The 17,728-nt window shown below is 57.3% G+C and carries 15 protein-coding genes; 7 read left to right on the top strand and 8 right to left on the bottom strand.

Annotated features, from left to right (window positions below; all coding sequences use genetic code 11):
- Genes MJ923_RS17185 through MJ923_RS17165 form a run of 5 tightly spaced genes read right to left on the bottom strand, consistent with a single transcriptional unit; the run spans position 1 to position 4,605 of the window.
- The gene (locus MJ923_RS17185) at positions 1 to 1,800 is read right to left on the bottom strand and encodes a bifunctional molybdopterin-guanine dinucleotide biosynthesis adaptor protein MobB/molybdopterin molybdotransferase MoeA (protein WP_240592139.1); all 1,800 of its coding nucleotides are present in this window, start codon (positions 1,798 to 1,800) and stop codon (positions 1 to 3) included.
- 16 nt (positions 1,801 to 1,816) lie between these two features.
- Positions 1,817 to 2,407 carry a molybdenum cofactor guanylyltransferase MobA gene (mobA, locus tag MJ923_RS17180; RefSeq protein ID WP_240592138.1) on the bottom strand — a complete coding sequence of 197 codons (591 nt, stop codon included), beginning with the start codon at positions 2,405 to 2,407 and terminating at the stop codon, positions 1,817 to 1,819.
- Positions 2,391 to 3,089 carry an ABC transporter ATP-binding protein gene (locus MJ923_RS17175; protein ID WP_240592137.1) on the bottom strand — a complete coding sequence of 233 codons (699 nt, stop codon included), beginning with the start codon at positions 3,087 to 3,089 and terminating at the stop codon, positions 2,391 to 2,393. The genes mobA and MJ923_RS17175 overlap by 17 nt, the downstream gene beginning before the upstream one ends.
- Positions 3,089 to 3,796, bottom strand: a complete 708-nt coding sequence (locus MJ923_RS17170) for an ABC transporter permease (RefSeq protein WP_240592136.1) — start codon at positions 3,794 to 3,796, stop codon at positions 3,089 to 3,091. Before MJ923_RS17170 ends, MJ923_RS17175 begins: the two co-directional genes overlap by 1 nt.
- Positions 3,793 to 4,605, bottom strand: coding sequence for an ABC transporter substrate-binding protein (locus MJ923_RS17165; protein WP_240592135.1), 813 nt, complete (start codon positions 4,603 to 4,605; stop codon positions 3,793 to 3,795). Before MJ923_RS17165 ends, MJ923_RS17170 begins: the two co-directional genes overlap by 4 nt.
- A gap of 273 nt (positions 4,606 to 4,878) precedes the next feature.
- On the opposite strand from MJ923_RS17165, the gene MJ923_RS17160 reads away from it, so the two are divergent.
- Together MJ923_RS17160 and MJ923_RS17155 are read left to right on the top strand one after the other, a co-directional pair.
- On the top strand, positions 4,879 to 6,264 hold the full coding sequence (locus MJ923_RS17160) for a sigma-54-dependent transcriptional regulator (RefSeq protein ID WP_240592134.1): 1,386 nt from the start codon (positions 4,879 to 4,881) through the stop codon (positions 6,262 to 6,264).
- 2 nt (positions 6,265 to 6,266) lie between these two features.
- Positions 6,267 to 8,393, top strand: a complete 2,127-nt coding sequence (locus MJ923_RS17155; protein WP_240592133.1) for a sensor histidine kinase — start codon at positions 6,267 to 6,269, stop codon at positions 8,391 to 8,393.
- Positions 8,394 to 9,088: 695 nt separating this feature from the next.
- On the opposite strand, the gene MJ923_RS17150 is transcribed toward MJ923_RS17155, so the two are convergent.
- Together MJ923_RS17150 and MJ923_RS17145 are read right to left on the bottom strand one after the other, a co-directional pair.
- A complete protein-coding gene (locus MJ923_RS17150) occupies positions 9,089 to 9,550 on the bottom strand; it encodes a GNAT family N-acetyltransferase (protein ID WP_240592132.1) in 462 nt (153 codons plus the stop codon).
- An 85-nt stretch (positions 9,551 to 9,635) separates the two neighbouring features.
- Entirely contained in the window at positions 9,636 to 10,295 is a 660-nt protein-coding gene (locus MJ923_RS17145) for a 7-cyano-7-deazaguanine/7-aminomethyl-7-deazaguanine transporter (protein WP_240592226.1), read from the bottom strand.
- A gap of 237 nt (positions 10,296 to 10,532) precedes the next feature.
- Between MJ923_RS17145 and MJ923_RS17140 the strand changes: the two genes are divergently transcribed.
- On the top strand, positions 10,533 to 11,267 hold the full coding sequence (locus MJ923_RS17140) for a substrate-binding periplasmic protein (protein WP_240592131.1): 735 nt from the start codon (positions 10,533 to 10,535) through the stop codon (positions 11,265 to 11,267).
- Here the strand turns inward: MJ923_RS17140 and MJ923_RS17135 are convergent.
- Positions 11,264 to 12,622, bottom strand: coding sequence for an isochorismate synthase (locus tag MJ923_RS17135; protein ID WP_420854494.1), 1,359 nt, complete (start codon positions 12,620 to 12,622; stop codon positions 11,264 to 11,266). The genes MJ923_RS17140 and MJ923_RS17135 overlap by 4 nt on opposite strands.
- Positions 12,623 to 12,973: 351 nt before the next feature.
- Between MJ923_RS17135 and MJ923_RS17130 the strand changes: the two genes are divergently transcribed.
- Genes MJ923_RS17130 through MJ923_RS17115 form a run of 4 tightly spaced genes read left to right on the top strand, consistent with a single transcriptional unit; the run spans position 12,974 to position 17,727 of the window.
- Positions 12,974 to 15,049, top strand: coding sequence for a TonB-dependent receptor plug domain-containing protein (locus MJ923_RS17130; protein ID WP_240592130.1), 2,076 nt, complete (start codon positions 12,974 to 12,976; stop codon positions 15,047 to 15,049).
- Entirely contained in the window at positions 15,046 to 16,419 is a 1,374-nt protein-coding gene (locus MJ923_RS17125; protein WP_240592129.1) for an ATP-binding cassette domain-containing protein, read from the top strand. Before MJ923_RS17130 ends, MJ923_RS17125 begins: the two co-directional genes overlap by 4 nt.
- Positions 16,416 to 17,159, top strand: coding sequence for an energy-coupling factor transporter transmembrane component T (locus MJ923_RS17120; RefSeq protein ID WP_240592128.1), 744 nt, complete (start codon positions 16,416 to 16,418; stop codon positions 17,157 to 17,159). The genes MJ923_RS17125 and MJ923_RS17120 overlap by 4 nt, the downstream gene beginning before the upstream one ends.
- The gene (locus MJ923_RS17115; RefSeq protein ID WP_240592127.1) at positions 17,149 to 17,727 is read left to right on the top strand and encodes a core component of ECF transporter; all 579 of its coding nucleotides are present in this window, start codon (positions 17,149 to 17,151) and stop codon (positions 17,725 to 17,727) included. The genes MJ923_RS17120 and MJ923_RS17115 overlap by 11 nt, the downstream gene beginning before the upstream one ends.
- The last annotated feature ends 1 nt before the right edge of the window (position 17,728 follow it).

The following is a 17,728-nucleotide window of genomic DNA, read 5'->3' as shown; positions in this document are numbered from 1 at the left end:
TTAGAGTAAATCGGCGAAGGGCTGAATGTAGACGGTGCTGCCCGCAGCCAGTTGCTCGTCAGGCTCGCCAATCACAATCAGGCAATTGCCTTTGACCATGGAACTCAGCATGCCCGAGCCCTGGGCGCCTGTGGTTTTCACATGCAGGCGGCCATCGTCACCGAGGCGGTAAATACCGCGGAAGAACTCGGTGCGGCCGCTGCGGCTGCGCAGCGGCTCATCGGCAATGGCAGGGATGAATTTGGGGGCATAGTCTTTCTCGCCAGCAAGTTTGCGCAGCGCCGGCTGCACAAATTGCAGGAAGGACACCATCACTGCCACCGGATTGCCGGGCAGGCCGAAAAACAGTGCCTTGTCTATTTCACCAAAGGCGAGCGGGCGTCCGGGACGCATATTGATACGCCAAAAGCCAATTTGGCCAAGCTTCGCCAGCGCGGTTTTGATGTAATCGGCATCGCCAACCGATACGCCGCCGGAGCTTATCACCACATCGGCGCGGCTGGCACCGTCTTTCAGCGCTGCCATCAGGGCGTCTTCGCTGTCTTCAATAATGCCAAGGTCGATGACTTCACAGCCGAGGCGTTTGGCCATGGCCTTGATGGTGAAACGGTTGGAGTCGTAAATGCAGCTGGGCTTGAGCGGTTCGCCCGGCGCCGAGACTTCATCGCCGGTGGAAAATACCGCTACTCTGGGGCGACGATTGACCCTGAGTTTGTCGAAGCCAAGCGAAGCCAAAAGCCCTGTGGCGGCGGCATCGATGCGGCTGGCACCGGGCAGTGCTACCGCACCTTCGGCAATATCTTCACCGGCAAGGCGTACGTGCTGCCCTATGGTCAGGTTGCCCAGCAGGCTCACGCTGTCGCCCTTGTCGTCGGCCATCTCCCGAGGCTGCACCGAGTCAGTGCCGGCTGGCAGCGGCGCGCCTGTCATAATGCGTACCGCTTCTCCTGCGCCAACAGTGCCATCAAAGCCGTGGCCCGCAAAGGAACTGCCAACAATGGACAGTGACTCGGGCATGGGGTCACTAAAGCGAAAGGCAAAACCATCCATCGCCGAGTTGGTTTGCTGAGGCACATTCACCGGGGAAATGGCATCTTTGGAGAGTACCCGGCCGTCCAGTTCATCGAGGGCGGCAAATTCGGTCTCGGTCACCGGCAGTACCCGCGCGAGAATGGCATCTATGCCCTGACGTACCGACAGGGTTTTGCTCATGTCGGCTTCGCAGCCACAGCTCGGCGCCAGTGGCAAAACCGGGCACGCGGGGCGCCAGTTGCGGATATGGTTTTCGACAAAGTCGGCGATATTGCTGACGTTGTTGATATCAAGCCTTGGGGTGTCGCCGGGCAGTACTGTGTCGTCGCAGCAGGCTACCGCCAGAATGTTGGGATCTTCAGTATGAATAAACGGCTTGCCGTGGGCGGCGCGGTGCAGTTCCACCTTGGGCAGGGCGAGCTTTTTAAAGCCTTCCACCAGCACTATATCTACCTTGTCGGCTTCGATTTGCTTAAGCAGGTGGGTGAGCTCAGGGTCTGAGTCACGGGCATCTTCGGTCATCAGCGCCCAGCGCACATGGGAGGCCACCAACATCTGGCGGGCACCGGCCTTACGCAGCTCATAGCTGTCCTTGCCGGGCACATCCACGTCAAAGTCGTGGTGGGCGTGCTTGATAACCGCGAGCTTTAGGCCGCGACGGTTGAGCTCGGGAATGAGCTTCAGCAGTAAGGTGGTCTTGCCGGTGCCGCTGTAGGCACAAAAGCCCAGCACAGGAATGGGCAACGGATTGTGGAAGGCTGTGGTCATGCTCACCTCTAAAAAATCACTGAGTCAGCGCCTGGGTTAATTGTTCTACTTGCTCTGGCGTATTGACGTTTACGAAGGCGCTCGGCTGGTCTGCAAAGGACTCCACCGCTACCTTGTGTTTGGCGTACCAAAAATCGATTTTGCGCTCACCGGCATCCAGAAATGCCTTCATTGAGTCACGCAACTGGGGTTTGAGCAGCATGACTACCGGCTGCTCAAACTCGCCATCGCTGGCAACGGCCAGATCAGCATCTGCTGCCTCCATGGCGGCCAGCATCCGTGGCACCAAATCCCTTGGCAGGCAAGGGCAGTCGCAGGGCACCACCAACAAGAGATCAGCCTGGGTTTTGCCCATGGCGGCTACCATGCCGGCCAGCGGGCCCAAAAAGCCGCTGTCCTCATCACCGAACACGCAATTGGCGTACTCAGCATAGCGACTTTGATTGCGGTTGGCGTTGATCAGGATCTCCTTAACCTGTGGCCGGATGCGATCTATGGCGTGTTCAATCATGGGTTTGCCGATTAATTCGACAAGTCCCTTGTCCTGACCGCCCATTCTTCGGGCCTGGCCACCGGCAAGGATCACGGCATCAATTCGCAAGGACATAGTGGGTTTCCTGTATTGGTTGAAAGCTGACGTCGAGATCGGTGGCGATACGGCCATCCTGGATCAGCCAGCGACGATTGCAAAGGGCAGTAAGTTGCCCGTGCTGATGGCTGGCAATCAAAAGCCCGGTGCCATCGGCTTTCAGCTGGGCGGTCATGGCTTGCACCAGCTCGCGGGATTCCTTATCCATGTTGGATACGGGTTCATCCAGCATCAGCAATTTGGGTTTCAGCAGCCAGGCGCGGGCAATGGCGAGGCGTTGACGTTCGCCACCGGACAAATGGCTCGCCTGACTCTGGGCCAGGTGGTCGAGTCTGGCCATTTCCAGCGCCTGTTTGATGCTGGCGTTGATGGATGTGTCACGCACGCCCATTTTCACCGCCATGGTCAGGTTCTCGGTGACTGTGCCGTCGAACAGGTACGGGTGCTGATGCAGATATACGGCGCAGCCATGCAGCTTGTTTTTCTGCCAAAGCCCCTTGGATGGAAAGCCTTCGGCCGTCACGCTGCCGTTGCTGGGGGCTTGCAGGCCTGCGAGGATTTTCATCAGGGTGGTTTTGCCGCTGCCGTTGTCGCCCATCAGATAGATGCAGTCGCCCTGGGCGAAGGTGAGGTTGGCCCCGGCAAACAAGTGTCGCTGCTGGAACTTCATGCCCAGTTCCCGGGCGATGATGCTGGCCATCAGTGACTCCTTACCTGGTTTTTGCCGCGCAGACTTCCGAGGGCAAAGTTCATAATAATCGCCAGAAACAGTAATACCAGCCCCAGGGCAATCGCCTGGGCAAAGTCGCCTTTGCTGGTTTCAAGGGCTATGGCGGTGGGAATGTTACGGGTGACATATTCGATATTGCCGCCCACCATCATCGAGCAGCCCACTTCGGTGACGATGCGGGAAAAGGCCGCGATAACCGCCAGCAGCAGTGGTCCACGCAGCTCACGACTGACCATGGCAATGGCCCGTGGCAGCGACGCGCCAAGGGTAAGGGCGGTTTCCCAGGCACGGCGGTCGACACTGGTAAAGGCGGCCTGGCTCATGGCAATCAGCACAGGGGCGCAGATCAGCATTTGCCCTAAAATCATGCCCTTTTGGGTAAACAGCCAGCGCAGGTCGCCAAGGGGGCCCATGCGGGTCAATAGCAGGTACACCAGCAGCCCAATCACCACTGTGGGGATGGATTGCAGGGTTTGCACCAGATTGAGCACAAAGTTACGGCCTTTGAACTGCTTAAAGGCGAGCACAAAGCCCAGCAGCACCGACGGCACCAGGGTGATAAGCAGTGCCGCCAGCGACACGCTGAACGACACCCAAATGATGGACCAAACGTCCTTATCGAGGGAAAACAGCAGGCCAAGCGCCTGCTGTATCAATGCGAACCAGCCTTCATTCATTGACGATAGGTAGCCTTGAAGAGTTGCTCTCCCTGTACCTTGAAGTCATTGATCATCTTCTGTCCTTCGGCGCTGATCAGCCAGTCACTCAGGGCCTTGGCACCCTTGTGGTTCAGATTGGGGTATTTGGCAGAGTTAATCAGGATCACCTGATAGGGGTTGGCCAGGGTGGCGCCGCCATCGAAGTCGACATCCAGATCCAGCTTGCCCTTGTAAGCAATGTAAGTGCCACGGTCAGACAGGGTATAGCCCTGCATTTCGTTGGCCATCAGCAGGGTTTTGCCCATGCCCTGACCCACAGAGGTGTAGCCTTTGAAGTCAGGCTTTACGTTGGCGGCTTGCCAGATTTTAAGTTCTTTCTTGTGGGTGCCTGAGTCGTCACCGCGGGAAATGAAAGGCACGCCTGAGGCGGCGATTTTGCTGAACGCTTCTTCGGCGTTGGCGCTGCCTTTGATTTTGGCTGGGTCATTTTTGGGGCCAAGCACCACAAAGTCGTTTTCCATGATGCCGCGCGGCTCGGTGCCAAAACCTTCTTCCACAAACTTGGCTTCGGCCGATGGCGCGTGGGTCATTACCAGATCCACATCACCCTGACGACCCAGGGCCAGCGCCTTGCCGGTGCCGGTGGCGATAACCTGAACCTTGTAACCGCTCTGGGCTTCGAAGGTGGGCAGCAGTTCTTTCAGCAGGCCTGAGTTCTCGGTGCTGGTGGTGGTCGCCAGTTTAATCACTTCCTCGGCCTGAACCGGAGTGATGCTGATAAGTGTTGCGGCCAGCGCGGCGCCCAAAAGGTGTTTGGTACTGAACATGGTTTCTCCTTGGCTTTAACTTAGCCTTTAAAAATGGCCCGGCCTGGGGTCGGGTTGCTATTCCTGCTGCTTGTAGCAATTTGAGTGCCAAGGAATATATAGCGATTTGCTTCACAGTCCCCGGAACAAAGTGTGAGGCAGCTCGCAAGTGTGGCAAAAACCTTCAGACAAATTGTCCCAACGGCCATTTTGGGTGGTCCATACTGACCTATCGGCCACCTCACGGTGATAGAATGACCACATATTGCGTCAAAATGTCCAGAAGAAGACAAGATGAACCAGAACGAAGCTGCCAAACCACTGCCTACTGCTGTCTCTGTGCTGATTGTTGATGATGAGCCGGGGATGCGCTCCTTTCTCAATAAAGCCATGTCGAAGAAGTTTGCTCTGGTGGAAACCGCCGGCAGCGTCGAAGAGGCCGAGCAGCTTCGCAGCCGTTGTCATTTTGATTTGTTGATTGTCGATATTCGCCTGCCTGGCCGCTCGGGTATCGATTGGCATGAGGCGCTGGCCGACGAAGAGCGTCGCTCAGACATCATTTTTATGACCGGCTATGCCGACATGGAAGTGGCCATTCAGGCACTGCGTGCCGGTGCGTCTGACTTCATCATGAAGCCGTTCCACCTCGAGCAGATGCTGAAAGCCGTGGACAGGGCCATAGAGCGGCGGCTGCTGAAGCGCGAAAACCTGATGCTGCGCCGTGAAGTGTCCATTGGCTATTCCTCCAGCATCATCGGTAACAGCGAAGCCATGCAGGAAGTGAAATCCATCATCGCCCGGGTGGCGCCCACCAATGCTGTGGTGCTGATTGAAGGCGAATCCGGCACCGGCAAAGAGCTGGTGGCGAGGCAGCTGCATCAACTTTCCGGCCGTCAGGGGCCCTTCGTGCCGGTGAACTGCGGCGCCATTGCGCCTGAGCTGCTCGAAAGCGAACTCTTTGGCCATGCGGCGGGTTCCTTTACCGGTGCCAAGGGGGCGCGGGAAGGCCTGTTCAGCTTTGCCTCCGGCGGCACCATATTCCTCGATGAAATCGGCGAAATGCCACTGAAGATGCAGACCGCGCTGCTGCGGGTGCTCGAGCAAAAAGCCATCCGCCCGGTGGGCAGTGAAAAAGAAGTCTCCATCGATGTGCGGGTGGTGGCAGCCACCAACCGCAAGTTGGCCGATGAGGTAGAAGCGGGCAACTTCCGCCGCGACCTCTACTATCGTCTTAACGTTTTGGAAATCCGTATTCCGCCGCTTAGGGAGCGACCTGAGGATGTGGTTGAACTGACCCATCACTTTACCCGGATGCTCGGTGCCGAGCTTGGCGTGCGCGAGCTGGTGTGGAGCCATGAAGACCTGACCAAATTGCAGCAGCACGAATGGCCGGGCAACATCCGCGAGCTGCGTAACATGATTGAGCGCTGCATTTTGCTGGGCAAGCCGCCGGCGGAATATTGGAAGCAAACCACCAAGGCGCCTGATCCCGGCCAGTTTGGCTATCCGCTGGAGTGGCCGCTCAAGGACGTGGAAAAACACCATGTATTGGCGGTGGTGGAAGCCCACGCCGGCAATAAGTCGGCGGCTGCGCGCGAGCTTGGGGTATCGCGTAAAACCCTCGATCGTAAATTCAAGGAATGGTTCGACCTGGATGCAGGCCCGGGCGAGGAGGACTGAGTATGTCGTTCTTCACCCAGCTTTTTGGCGTTGACTGGCGCCAGATGCAGGCCAAGGTGCGCTACCGCATCCTGATCCTCACCTTACTGCCCATTCTGCTGACCCTGGTGAGCCTGGTGTTTATCACCATCTACTGGAACATCAGTTACACCGGCCAGCAGTTGTTTATGAAGGTAAAGGCCGACCTCACGGTGGCCAACAACACCCTCGAACAGGTGCAGCTGCAGCAGGAGAAACAACTCGAAACCCTGCTGGGCTCCTGGGAGTTTCAGAACTATTTTCGCGCCCAGTTGGCGGGTAACGATGCCATCATTCCCGAGTTCAACGAGTATCTGGCCCAGCGTAAAGAAATCATGGATCTGGATTTTCTGCGCCTTGTGAGTGTGGAAAAGGCCGCTGCCGATCCGGATCTGCGACTGATGCTGCCCAAGGTACATGAAGGCAGTGCCTATTCCGGGCTGATGGTGTTGTCTTCGGCGCGGCTGGCGCGACTGGATCCTCTGCTTGCCGACCGTGCCCGACTGGAGATCCTGCCCACCCTGCGTGCCGATGCCCCGGACCGCGAAATCGAAGACAGAGGCATGCTGAGCCGCAGCCTGATGCCGATTGCCGACAACAGTGGCAAGGTGGCCTGGTATCTCGATGGCGGCCTGCTGCTGAACCGCGACACCCGCATTGTCGACCATATCCGCGACCTGGTTTACGACCAGGGCACGCTGCCGGAGCGCTCTATCGGCACAGTGACCATCTTTATGGACAACGTACGCATCAGCACCAACGTACCGCTGCATTTCTTCCCCCGCGACGGCGAAGACAAGGGGCGGGCACTGGGCAGTCTGGTGTCTGAGGAAGTGCGCCACAAGGTACTGACCCAGGGGCAAACCTGGGTGGACCGCGCCTTTGTGTACAACGACTGGTTTATTTCGGCCTACGCGCCGCTGACCGATATCCGTGGTCAGCGTATTGGCATGATTTACACAGGTTTTTCCGAAGCGCCTTTTATTCACAACTACCTGCTGAACATTATTGAACTGGGCACCATTTTGATGCTGGTTCTACTGGTGTCGGGCATGCTGGTGTATCGCGGCGCCTACAGTTTGCTGCAGCCCATTGAACGTATTCACCATGTGGTGAAGGCGGTGCAGTCGGGCCGCAATGTACGTATTGGTGAATTGGGGCTTGAGAAAGACAATGAGCTGGCCAATCTGGCCGAGCAGTTCGACCGTATGCTGGATTTGCTGCAGCGGCGCAACACCCAGATCCAGTCCGCTGCCGAGCAGCTGGAATTGAAAGTGGAAGAGCGAACCCGCAGTCTGCAGGAAAAAACCGAAGAGCTGCAGCGCAACGTGGCGCTGCTCAACGAAACCCGGGCGCAGCTGGTAACCAACGAGAAACTCACCGCCCTGGGTGAGCTGACCGCCGGTATTGCCCATGAAATCAATAATCCCACTGCGGTTATCCTTGGCAATATGGAACTGCTGCGGGCCGAACTTGGCGCCGATGCCGGTCGGGTCGAAGAAGAAATCGATTTGGTGATTGAGCAGGTGGGGCGCATCAGCACCATTATTCGCAGCCTGCTGCAATACAGCCGTCCGGGCGAATTCAATGCGCCGCTGGAGATGCATCAGATCACCCCCATCATAGAAGAGATGCTGGTGCTGGTACGCCACTCCATCAAGCGTCAGGAAGTGGTGCTTATTCAGGAGCTTAACGCCAGTTATCCAGTGGAGGTGAATCGGCCGCAACTGTTGCAGGTGCTGATTAATCTGGTGGTTAACGCCGCCCATGCGATGGACGGTAAGGGCAGGATCTGGATCCGTACCTACGATTGGGTGGTGCGTGACGAGCCCATTGGGGTGCGGATTGAGATTGAAGATGAAGGCTGCGGTATCGCTCCCGAGCAGCTTGGGCGCATTTTCGACCCCTTCTACACCACCCGCAGCGACGGTACCGGCCTTGGCTTGTCCCTTAGCTATGGCATCATCAAACGTATCGGTGGCACTATCGAAGTGAGCTCGACCCAGGGTAAGGGCACCATGTTTACCATCGGCCTTTATCACGAGGCGCGGGAAGACAGGGGGCAAAACCCCTACGAAGGCCTGATGTTGGGCGGCGCGCAAATTCACTGAATAGCCTGATGCACAAGCGAAAAAAAACCGGATCCTCGGGGGATCCGGTCACAAGAGTGTGTGAGCAATGTCGTGCATGTTAACTCAGAGACACCAGCCCGAATTACCGGTTGGGGATGAGTTTGGAACGCAATTAAATAATAATCATTCTCATTTAATTTGCAACCCCTGTTTATCGTTATTTCCCATCTTTACATTCCAGTCGCAACGTAAAGCTGCCTGAGCCGGGCTGCTTTTTGTCGCTATAAGCCCTTGGGGCGGCATGTGGCTGCTCCTTTCGCCGAACAGGTGCTCTTGCTTAAATCCGCGAAAGTTTCGATAACCCAGCACAGTGTGCTGCAGCAAGCACAAGGAAGCTCCTTTGCAAGCGTGGGTCTGTACTGGCAATGTCACTCTGTGTTGGCAGGTGGCTTAGGGTGTACGCAGTGAAGGGCTTGTGTAAGCGGCCTGGTTAGCGCTGGCAGTATGCCGATGGGGTTTAAGTGCAACAGCCGTGGGAGTTTGGCGTGCGGCAGATAAAAAAAGAGCCGGGTTATGCAACCCGGCCACCAAATAGAGTGTGTGAGCAATGTCGTGCTTTGCAAACTCAGGAACACCATAACCCGAAGAATTCGCTTCAGTTAAGGATGAGTTTTGGAACGCAAGTTAACGATAATCATTCTCAATTGTGTTTGCAAGTGGTTTTTGCAAAATTTTTAAACCAGTGCTTTTTGCAGACTGATCTTCTGCTCCGCCAGCGACACGCCTTCGCCTTGAATGGCGGCAATCTGATAGCGGTTTTGCACCAGCATCGACAGCATGGCCGGGAAGCTGTTGCGGGTCTTTACCTTAAGCAGGCTGTAGCCCTGTTCGCTGGCCCATTGCTCCTGCGTCAAAAGCATGGATTGCGCCAGTCCCAACTTGCGAAAATCGGGCAATACGCCACCCAGCCAGCTGTAAAACTCGCCCGGTGATTTCTCATAACCCAATTTGAAACCAGCCAGTTCGTCTTCAACATGGCACAGCAGCAACAGCGCCGGCGCGGCACCAATGCGCTCTAGCATGGCTTCGGCGCTGACGGGCTTATCGAACTCAGGGATGCTTTGCATCAGGCTCGCAGCCAGTTGAGCATCGGCCAGGGTGAACTGGGTAATGGCTTGAATGTGAGTGGAGTACATCAACTTCTCCCGCAGAGTAAAGGCCGTTACCTGAGCAGCGGCCGAACAAAAAACGGCCGCATTATAACAGGTCTGGCCAGTTGCATCAGCAGTATTGCTGCGGTTTCTCTGTGGTGAGGATCTTATCCTGCAACACTCGCAGCAGCACGCCGTAGGCGGGCAGGAACAAACCTATGCTCACCAACAGCTTGAAACCATAGTCCACGGTGGCAATTTCCACCCAGTGCTCGGCCATAAAGGCATCGCTGGAGGCGTAGAAGGCTACGCTGAAAAATACCAGGGTATCGAGCAGGTTACCGGCAAAGGTTGAGGCTGCAGGCGCAACCCACCAACGGCGGCTCTGGCGCAGGCGGTTAAACACCCGGATATCCATCAGCTGACCAAACAGGTAGGCCGCGAAGGACGCCAGCGCAATGCGGAATACAAAGCTGTTGAATTCTGCCGCTGCGCCCAGACCTTGCCACAGGCCCTGATGGAACAGCACGCCCATAAAGTAGGAAATCAGCAGTGCGGGCACCATGGCGCGAAAAATAATCCGCCTTGCGGCCTGCTGGCCGAAGATGCGCACGGTCAAATCGGTCGCCAAATACACAAAGGGAAAGCTGAAGGCGCCCCAGGTGGTATGGAAGCCAAAAAGCTGAAAAGGAAGTTGAACCAGATAGTTACTGGCACTGATCACCAGAATATGAAATCCGGCAAGCAGGAAAAGAGCACGCCGATACTGGGCGCTTGTGAGTTGCAACATCATATTGTGACCTTTTTAGTTGGGCTGGCGGGGTGAGGGAACCCGCAATAAAACAGGAGCGCAGGGCAAAAGCCCGGGGCCGGTTAAATAGTCGACGAGTTTTTACTCAATATCTCGCCGGGCTGCGCATTATAAGAATGGCAGCGAACAACGCAAGGGGAAAGCGCACAAAATCATCATTCCGGCACCAATCCACTACACTTAGTCAAATGGGGTCCATCGGCGAGTGGGGGCCAAATGCCCATATCAGTAAGAGCCTTAACCTGTAGCATACTGCTGTTTTTCAGTGCCTTGGCTAATGCAAAACCTGTAGAAATCCGGGTAGTTACCGCTGCATGGTTGGGGTACGCCGATACCCGGGGTGAGGGCTATTACTTCGAAATTCTCAAACGGGCATTTCCGGCCCCCGAGTGGGAACTCAAAATCACAGTGGTGCCCTTTGCCCGCAGTATCCAACTGCTGACCCACGAACGGGCCGACGTAGTGTTGGGGGTGTATCAGGGCGATTTGCGCCGTGGCTCATACAGTCAGTATGCGGTGGAGCTGGATCAGGTGGATATCGCGCTTACCCCCGCCATGGCCCGCGATTGGAAAGGACTGGAAAGCCTGGCGCTGCGAAAGGTGCAGGCCTATCTCGCCTATGGGTTCGACCGTATTATTCCCCACACCATGTATTACGAAGAAAGCAGCAGCCTGGTGGATATGCTTGAGCGTCTCAACGAGGGCCGTATCGATGCGGTGCTGGACTACCGTCCGGGGCTGGAGGCCGCCACCCGCCGCTTAGGCAAGCCGGTGAATTACGTGATTATGGACAATGTGCTCAGTGCTGAGGTGTACTTTGGCTTTGCCGATACCCGCTTCGGCGCCTCGCTGAAAGTGCATTTCGATGAGGCACATAAACAGATGATCAACGATGGCATACAGGATCAGCTGTTCAGACAAACCCAACAGGCGCTGGGGTTGGAAGATTAAAGCTCCACCAGAATCGACAGAATAGTCGCCAGTTTATTGTCCAGCTCCTGCCACTCAGCTTCGGGATCTGAGCCCGCAACTATGCCCGCACCGGCAAACAGATTGATACGGCCGGGTTCAATCAGCGCGCTGCGAATAGCTACCGAAAACTCACTCTCGTGTTTGTTCAGATAACCACAGGCTCCGGCATACCAGCCGCGGTTGTAGCCTTCCTGCTGGCGGATAAAACTCATGGCGCTGTCCCGTGGCAGGCCGCCAACGGCCGGGGTAGGGTGCAGTGCCAGCAGCAGCTGAAAATCATTCACACCAGGGCGTAGCTCGGCGCGGATAGCCCGGTGCAGATGTTGGATATGGGGCAGTTTAAAGATCCGTGGCGATTCTTCGGCACCCACGTAATGACTCAGCGGCGCCAGATGTTCCACTATGTGCTGACGCACCAACTGATTCTCGTGGCTGTTTTTGCTGTCATCCAGCAGTGCATTGGCCAGGGCGTCATCTTCTTCCGGGGTAATACCGCGCAGCGTGGTGCCGGCCAGCGCCTCGGTGAACAGCTCCTGCTGGCGGCGTCGATACAGGCGTTCGGGCGAGCAGGAAATAAAGGTACGCTCCGGGGAAAACTGAAACCCAAATTGGAAACTTGAAGGGTTGCGCCCCTGCCAGCAGGCGAGCACCATCCAGGGGTCCACAGGGTCGTTGATTTCCAGCTGCGACAGTCGCGACAGCACTACCTTGGGGGTGTGCTGATTGAACTTGTCGGCGGTCACCTGCTCAACCAACTGCTTCCAGCGTGGAAACTCAGGGTATTCGCTGCGGCCGAGCAGACTCACCTTGCCCGGTGGTGGCAAAGGTCTGGGCTTTTGGATTTGCGCCAGCACATTCAGCGCCGCCTGACATTCATCTTCCCGCGACTTGCCTTCAAAATTGAGGTTCAGCAGCAGCACAAAGTCTTTGCCACTGCGTCTTAGCTCAATCCGTGGCAACACAAAGCGCGCCCGGCCAAATTCGGGCCAGCTTGCCACTTCGCGATCAAATGCCACCCCGCCGTAATAGCGGATGTTTTGGTTGCGGCTCAAGTCCCGCTGACGCTGATAGATTTCGGCCAGGCTGTGGTCTGTTACCGGGCTGTCGAAAAAGAAATCGGCAGCCACGCCAATGGCGGCAACTTCCTCTTCTTTATCGCGGCCATGCCAATAAATACGTGGATACACGGCCTGCGATGCCAGCCAGGAGATCAGCGGCAAGGCGTGCACGGTCTCGGTCAGCTGAACCAGGGGCTCACTGCTCGGGGCAAGGCGAAGGCGCTGAATTTTGGCTTCGAGGGACAGGCGTGCCTCGGGCAGCGACATGACAGACAAAAGGGTCTCCGGTAGTGATGCAACACACTGCTTTTATTGTTGTTCGTCCAAACTTAAAGAGCATGCTGGCCGGTGTCAATCGTCAGGCGTCCAAGGTGTGAATCCGGCCGAAAAGCTAAATGAGCAAATGCTGATTTTGTGCGTTGCCCGTCACTTTGCATCGCTTGTGTGATCTGCCCCCTTTTGACCCTGTGCCGATTTCAGTGTCGGACAAAATGTCCCAACGGGACTTTTCGGCTTCGGACAAATGCAAAATATGTCGATCGAAGGCGTATTTTGTCATTCTTTTGCTTGAGACTCGGGTGCCAGGTCTTTGAAATAGTGGAATTCGTATGCCATTCCAACAACAAAATGACTGTATCCAAGCCTTATTTTTGCCTTTCTTTGCTCACGCTCGCTGTTACCTCCGGGCTGGCCCATGGTGCCGACACCCGCGACCCCTTATTGAACGTCGCTGAGGTTGTGGTGGTGCGCGGCGAGCAGCCCACTGCCGAAGCCATGGCCACCACCCATTGGCGCATCGATGCCGATGATATTCGCCAAAGCGGCGCGGCCTCATTGGATCAATTGCTGGCCACAGTGCCCGGCATTCATGTGCGTACCGGCGGTGAAGGCACGCCCCGTATCGATATCCGTGGTCTCAAGACCCGCCATGTCACTTTCTTAATCAATGGCGTACCAGCCAGCAGTGCCGCCGATGGTCAGTTCGACCCCAGCGTGATCCCAACCAGCCAGATTGCCGCGGTGGATGTGTCTGTGGGGCCATCATCCGTGCTTTACGGCGTGGGCGGCGCGGCCGGGGTTATCAATGTGATTACCCGCAGCGGCGCAGATGCCGGTGTGAGTGGTCGCATGGAACTGGCTGAAAACGACACCTTTAACGCCGACATGGCGCTGGGTGGCAGCGGTGAGCGCTGGCAGGGTTTTGTCAGTGCCTCCCGGCAGAGCCGTGACAGCTGGCCCTTGTCTGACGATTATGCCGGTGCACCGAATCAGCCCAAGGGCGATCGCCTCAATGCCGATAAGGAAATCGACAGCTTTTATGGTCAGGGTAATTACTGGCTTTCTGACCGCACTCAAATTGGTGCCAACCTCACCCTGCGCCAGGGCGAGTGGGGCAAACCCGGCCGCGACGGCAGTGGCAGCGGCAAAGCCAAATTTGAACGGGTTGATGACTTTAAAAACACCGGCGCCCAGCTGAGCCTTGCCCACCAGTTTGACGACGTATTCACCCTGCGGGGTTATGGCTATTTCAATCGCACCGAGACTTTGGAAAGTGTCTACAGCGACGGTAAATATGACACCCTGACCCAGCGCCAGCGCGGCGAATCCAGGGTGCAGGGGCTGAACCTGCAACTGATCAGCGAACTTGGCAGCCGCAGCCTGCTGACCTTCGCCGCCAGTGCAGAAGAGCAGCGCTGGGATGAAGTGTCTGAGCAGTTTGGGTCAACCGGCACGGGTACCGGCTCTGGCGGTGGTTCAGGCACTGGCTCCGGCGGCGGCTCTGGCTCAGGCGGTGGCTCAGGTAGTGGCTCCGGCGGCTCGGGTTCGGGCGGTGGTTCAGGTAGTGGCTCAGGCAGTGGTTCGGGCAGCACCGCTGGCGTTACTGGTTTTGCTGACAGCGCCTGGCTCTATAGTTTGGCGTCGGAATATCAGTATCAGGCCGATGCCTGGGGTGCCACCCTTGGCGGCGCCTGGTATCAATATGATGGCGAGCAGTCGGTGGACGAGCCTGCTGCCATGGCGGCCCTTTATTGGCAGGCGCTGGAGCATACCCGCCTGAGCGCCTCGGCAGCGCGCAAAGCGCGCTTCCCGACCATGGAAAACCTGCACTCGCTCTCCGCTGGCAACGCTGATTTGACCGGCGAAACCTCAGAGCATTTTGAGCTTGGTCTGGAGCAGGGTTTTGGCCTCGGCAGTCTGGAAATTTATGCCTATGAAACCCGTGCCAATGACTATATTGCTAAGGATGTGGGCGGGGTCTACGCCAATGTGGGCGACTATCGCTTCCGCGGAATCGACAGCCGGGTGCAACTGGCACTGACTGAATCACTGGATCTGGGGCTGTCCTACAGCTATCTCGACAGCGAGGACGATACCCCCGGCAGCACCGAAGGTCTGCAGTATCGCCCCAAACACCAATATGGCGTGACCCTGGACTACCGTCTGCCCACCGACACCCGGCTGCACCTGGATTGGCAGCGGGTGGTGGATCAGATTTACTTTGTTCGCAGCGGCAAGCAAATGGAAGCCCATCAATTGCCCGACTACGACCTGCTGGACCTCAAGTTATCGCAGCCGCTGTTCAACGACCAGCTGTCGCTCTACATCAAGGCCACCAACCTGCTGGACGAAAACTACGCCGAGAGTGAGTCACTGCCGCAGGCGGGCCGTCAGTGGTTTGTGGGCGTGGATTGGCGTCTGTGAGTGCAGAGGCACTGATAGCGCTCGAAGGGGTGGGCTTTGGCTACGCCCCTGATATGCCGCTTTTTGCCGATGTGAATTTACGGCTGTTGCCGGGGGAGTGCCATTGTCTGCTGGGCACAACCGGCAGCGGCAAATCGACTCTGCTTTATGCCATGGCCGCTCTTAATGAGCGGCCTTTGATTGGGCGCGTGTTGGCAGGCAAGGGGGTGCGCGTCGCGCTGGTGATGCAGGACCCGCAGGTGCAGCTTATTCGCCGTACTGTCGGTGCCGAAGTGGCATTTGGGCTGGAGAACATTGGCCTCGCTCCAGAATTGATGCCCGCCAAAGTGCAGGCCGCCCTCAAGCGCACGGGTCTGAACATGCCCCTCGAAACCCGGGTCGACACCCTGTCGCTCGGGCAAAAATACCGTCTGATGTTGGCAAGCCAGTTAGTGCTTGAACCCAGAGTATTACTGCTCGATGAACCCTGGGCACAGCTCGACGATGCGGGCGTTACCGAGTTGCAAGCCGTGCTGGCGCAGCTCAAGGCTCGGGGCATGGCTATTGTGATTGCCGAGCATCACCCTGAAGCGTTTCAAGGGCTTATCGACAAATATTGGCAGCTTGGTCAGCAACTGGTGCCTGTAGCCGCGGCCTTGTCTCAGCCGCAGGGTGTGGGGCAGGCCGCTGATTTTCGCGCTGCCAACTTGGGGAAGAAAGTCCTCACCATTGGCCCTTTTGAACTGAAACCCGACGCCAAAGCGCCCCCGCTGCTGGTTTCCGCTGCCCCCTTAAGCCTTAGTCGCGGCGAGCTTAGCTTGCTGGTGGGGGACAACGGCAGCGGCAAATCGACCCTGCTCAAGGCCATAGCCGGGCTGCTGGATGGAACGCGACTGCCAATCACGGTCAACGGCAGAAAGCCGAAACCCGGGAAAGGCGGCATGGCACTGATGCTGCAGCGGCCCTGCCGGCAGCTGTTTGAGCTCAGTGTGCGCGAAGAGCTGGCCTTTGGGATCCGTCATACCGCCAATTCGTCGGCCCGGGTGGCCGGTATGCTGAGCTTTTTAAATATCAGCCACCTTGGTGAGTGCTCGCCCCACAAACTGTCCTGGGGCCAACAGCACTTGGTGTTACTGGCGTCTCTGATGTTGACCGAACCGGCAGTTTTGCTGCTGGATGACCCATTCGCCGGGCTGGACCATGCCAGCCTTGGCGCCTGCTTGCGGCTGCTGGAGTGGTATCTGTCCGAAGGGGGTACGTGTCTGCTGGCGTGCCACCGAGTGCCCCAGTCGCTGGCAACCCAGTCGTGCTGGCGGATTGCTGGCGGTGCGCTGTTTGCCGATGACTGCGGCCAGCAGCCTCGCGGCCGTTGCACTGAGGCGGCGCCATGAAAGCACTGAAGTCGGGAGCACTGAAGTCAAGAGCTCTGACGTCAAGAGCGCTGGAAGAAAAAGTCCTGGGCTCTAAGCCGCCCCAACTAAGCCGCGACCACAGGCAACGCTGGATAAATGATCCCGTCTGCCTGGCGGCAACGCTGACGAGCCTGGCCATGTCGATGGCAGCCCTGATGGCGCCGCCTGTATGGCTTTGGTGGGTAGCGGGGCTCGCCGTGCCCATGCTGGTGCTGGGCAGTCGCCAGGTAAGCCCGATGCCGCTGCTTAAACTCTTTTTGTGGCAATGCGTTATTACCTGCAGCATTTACGCTGTGCTCTGGGGCAGCAGCCGTCTCGATGAAGCCCTGCTGGTGTCGTTCCGGCTGGTGCTGGCTTTTGTGCCGCCCTGGTTTTTGGCGGTGCGTTTTGCACCCGAGCGCCTGGGTGGCCTGTTTGCCACGGCATTGCCGCCGCGCTGGGCCTTTGTGCTGACTGCCTCGCTCAACGCCCTGCCGTTTTTGTTGCAGGAAGCCCGCGAGATCTACCGCATTCAACGTCTTCGTGGTGCCCGCATTGCACCCAAAGAGCTGCTTTCGCCCGGCAACTGGGGCGAGCTGATAAACACTGTGATAGCGCCGATGCTGCTGGAGCTGTTCAAGCTGTCCCAGCGCCAGGCACTGGCGGCAAAAAGTCGACGATTTGGCGAACATCCGCGCCCTACCCAATGGCCGCGGCAAGGAGAAAGGGATGAAAACTGACTTTGGGTTACAGCAGGCGCTGTTTATCGGTTTTTGCGCCTCGCTGATGATTGCCCTCAAGAGCATGTTGCGGTTGAAGCTGGGGCTGTCGGGCCACTCTATGTTGCTGATGAGCTTCTTCTATCTGTTGTGTCATCTGGTGGTGGCGCGCCCTGGTGCCATGTTCGCCTGCGGCTTGCTGTCAGGCCTGTTGGCAATGATGCTCGGAGTGGGGAAGTCGGGGGTATTGCTGCTGGTGAAATTTGGCGCCCCGGCACTGGCCATGGAGCTGATGGCGATGTTGCTGGCCATGTTTGGGCTGCCGGGCAAGGGCTCATTGGTCAATAAGAGTTTGTGGCTGCGGCTTATCTTTCTGGCGTTGGCGGGCGCGCTTGCCTGGGGGCTGAGGGACTTTGTGGCTGCCAGCCTTGCCGGAATGGATTTCAGCGCCGCGCTGGCGCAGGGCGGTATCGAATTTCTCGGTGGGTTGGTGTTTGCGCTGCTGGGAGCTGTTCTGGTGCCGCCGGTGATAAAACGAATGCAGGCTCATGATTTGATTTCTTTTTCTGCTTATGAGGAGAAGCCCTGAC

This window comes from Shewanella zhuhaiensis (assembly GCF_022484835.1).
Taxonomy (GTDB): Bacteria; Pseudomonadota; Gammaproteobacteria; order Enterobacterales; family Shewanellaceae; genus Shewanella; species Shewanella khirikhana.
The sequence above is the reverse complement of the archived record's forward strand: the minus strand, read 5'-3'. Positions and strand labels throughout refer to the sequence as shown.

Excerpts from the sequence above, each read along its gene's own strand:
- MJ923_RS17185 (WP_240592139.1), bottom strand. The coding sequence starts at position 1,800 with ATGACCACAGCCTTCCACAATCCGTTGCCCATTCCTGTGCTGGGCTTT.
- mobA (WP_240592138.1), bottom strand. The coding sequence starts at position 2,407 with ATGTCCTTGCGAATTGATGCCGTGATCCTTGCCGGTGGCCAGGCCCGA.
- MJ923_RS17175 (WP_240592137.1), bottom strand. The coding sequence starts at position 3,089 with ATGGCCAGCATCATCGCCCGGGAACTGGGCATGAAGTTCCAGCAGCGA.
- MJ923_RS17170 (WP_240592136.1), bottom strand. The coding sequence starts at position 3,796 with ATGAATGAAGGCTGGTTCGCATTGATACAGCAGGCGCTTGGCCTGCTG.
- MJ923_RS17165 (WP_240592135.1), bottom strand. The coding sequence starts at position 4,605 with ATGTTCAGTACCAAACACCTTTTGGGCGCCGCGCTGGCCGCAACACTT.
- MJ923_RS17160 (WP_240592134.1), top strand. The coding sequence starts at position 4,879 with ATGAACCAGAACGAAGCTGCCAAACCACTGCCTACTGCTGTCTCTGTG.
- MJ923_RS17155 (WP_240592133.1), top strand. The coding sequence starts at position 6,267 with ATGTCGTTCTTCACCCAGCTTTTTGGCGTTGACTGGCGCCAGATGCAG.
- MJ923_RS17150 (WP_240592132.1), bottom strand. The coding sequence starts at position 9,550 with ATGTACTCCACTCACATTCAAGCCATTACCCAGTTCACCCTGGCCGAT.
- MJ923_RS17145 (WP_240592226.1), bottom strand. The coding sequence starts at position 10,295 with ATGTTGCAACTCACAAGCGCCCAGTATCGGCGTGCTCTTTTCCTGCTT.
- MJ923_RS17140 (WP_240592131.1), top strand. The coding sequence starts at position 10,533 with ATGCCCATATCAGTAAGAGCCTTAACCTGTAGCATACTGCTGTTTTTC.
- MJ923_RS17130 (WP_240592130.1), top strand. The coding sequence starts at position 12,974 with ATGACTGTATCCAAGCCTTATTTTTGCCTTTCTTTGCTCACGCTCGCT.
- MJ923_RS17120 (WP_240592128.1), top strand. The coding sequence starts at position 16,416 with ATGAAAGCACTGAAGTCGGGAGCACTGAAGTCAAGAGCTCTGACGTCA.
- MJ923_RS17115 (WP_240592127.1), top strand. The coding sequence starts at position 17,149 with ATGAAAACTGACTTTGGGTTACAGCAGGCGCTGTTTATCGGTTTTTGC.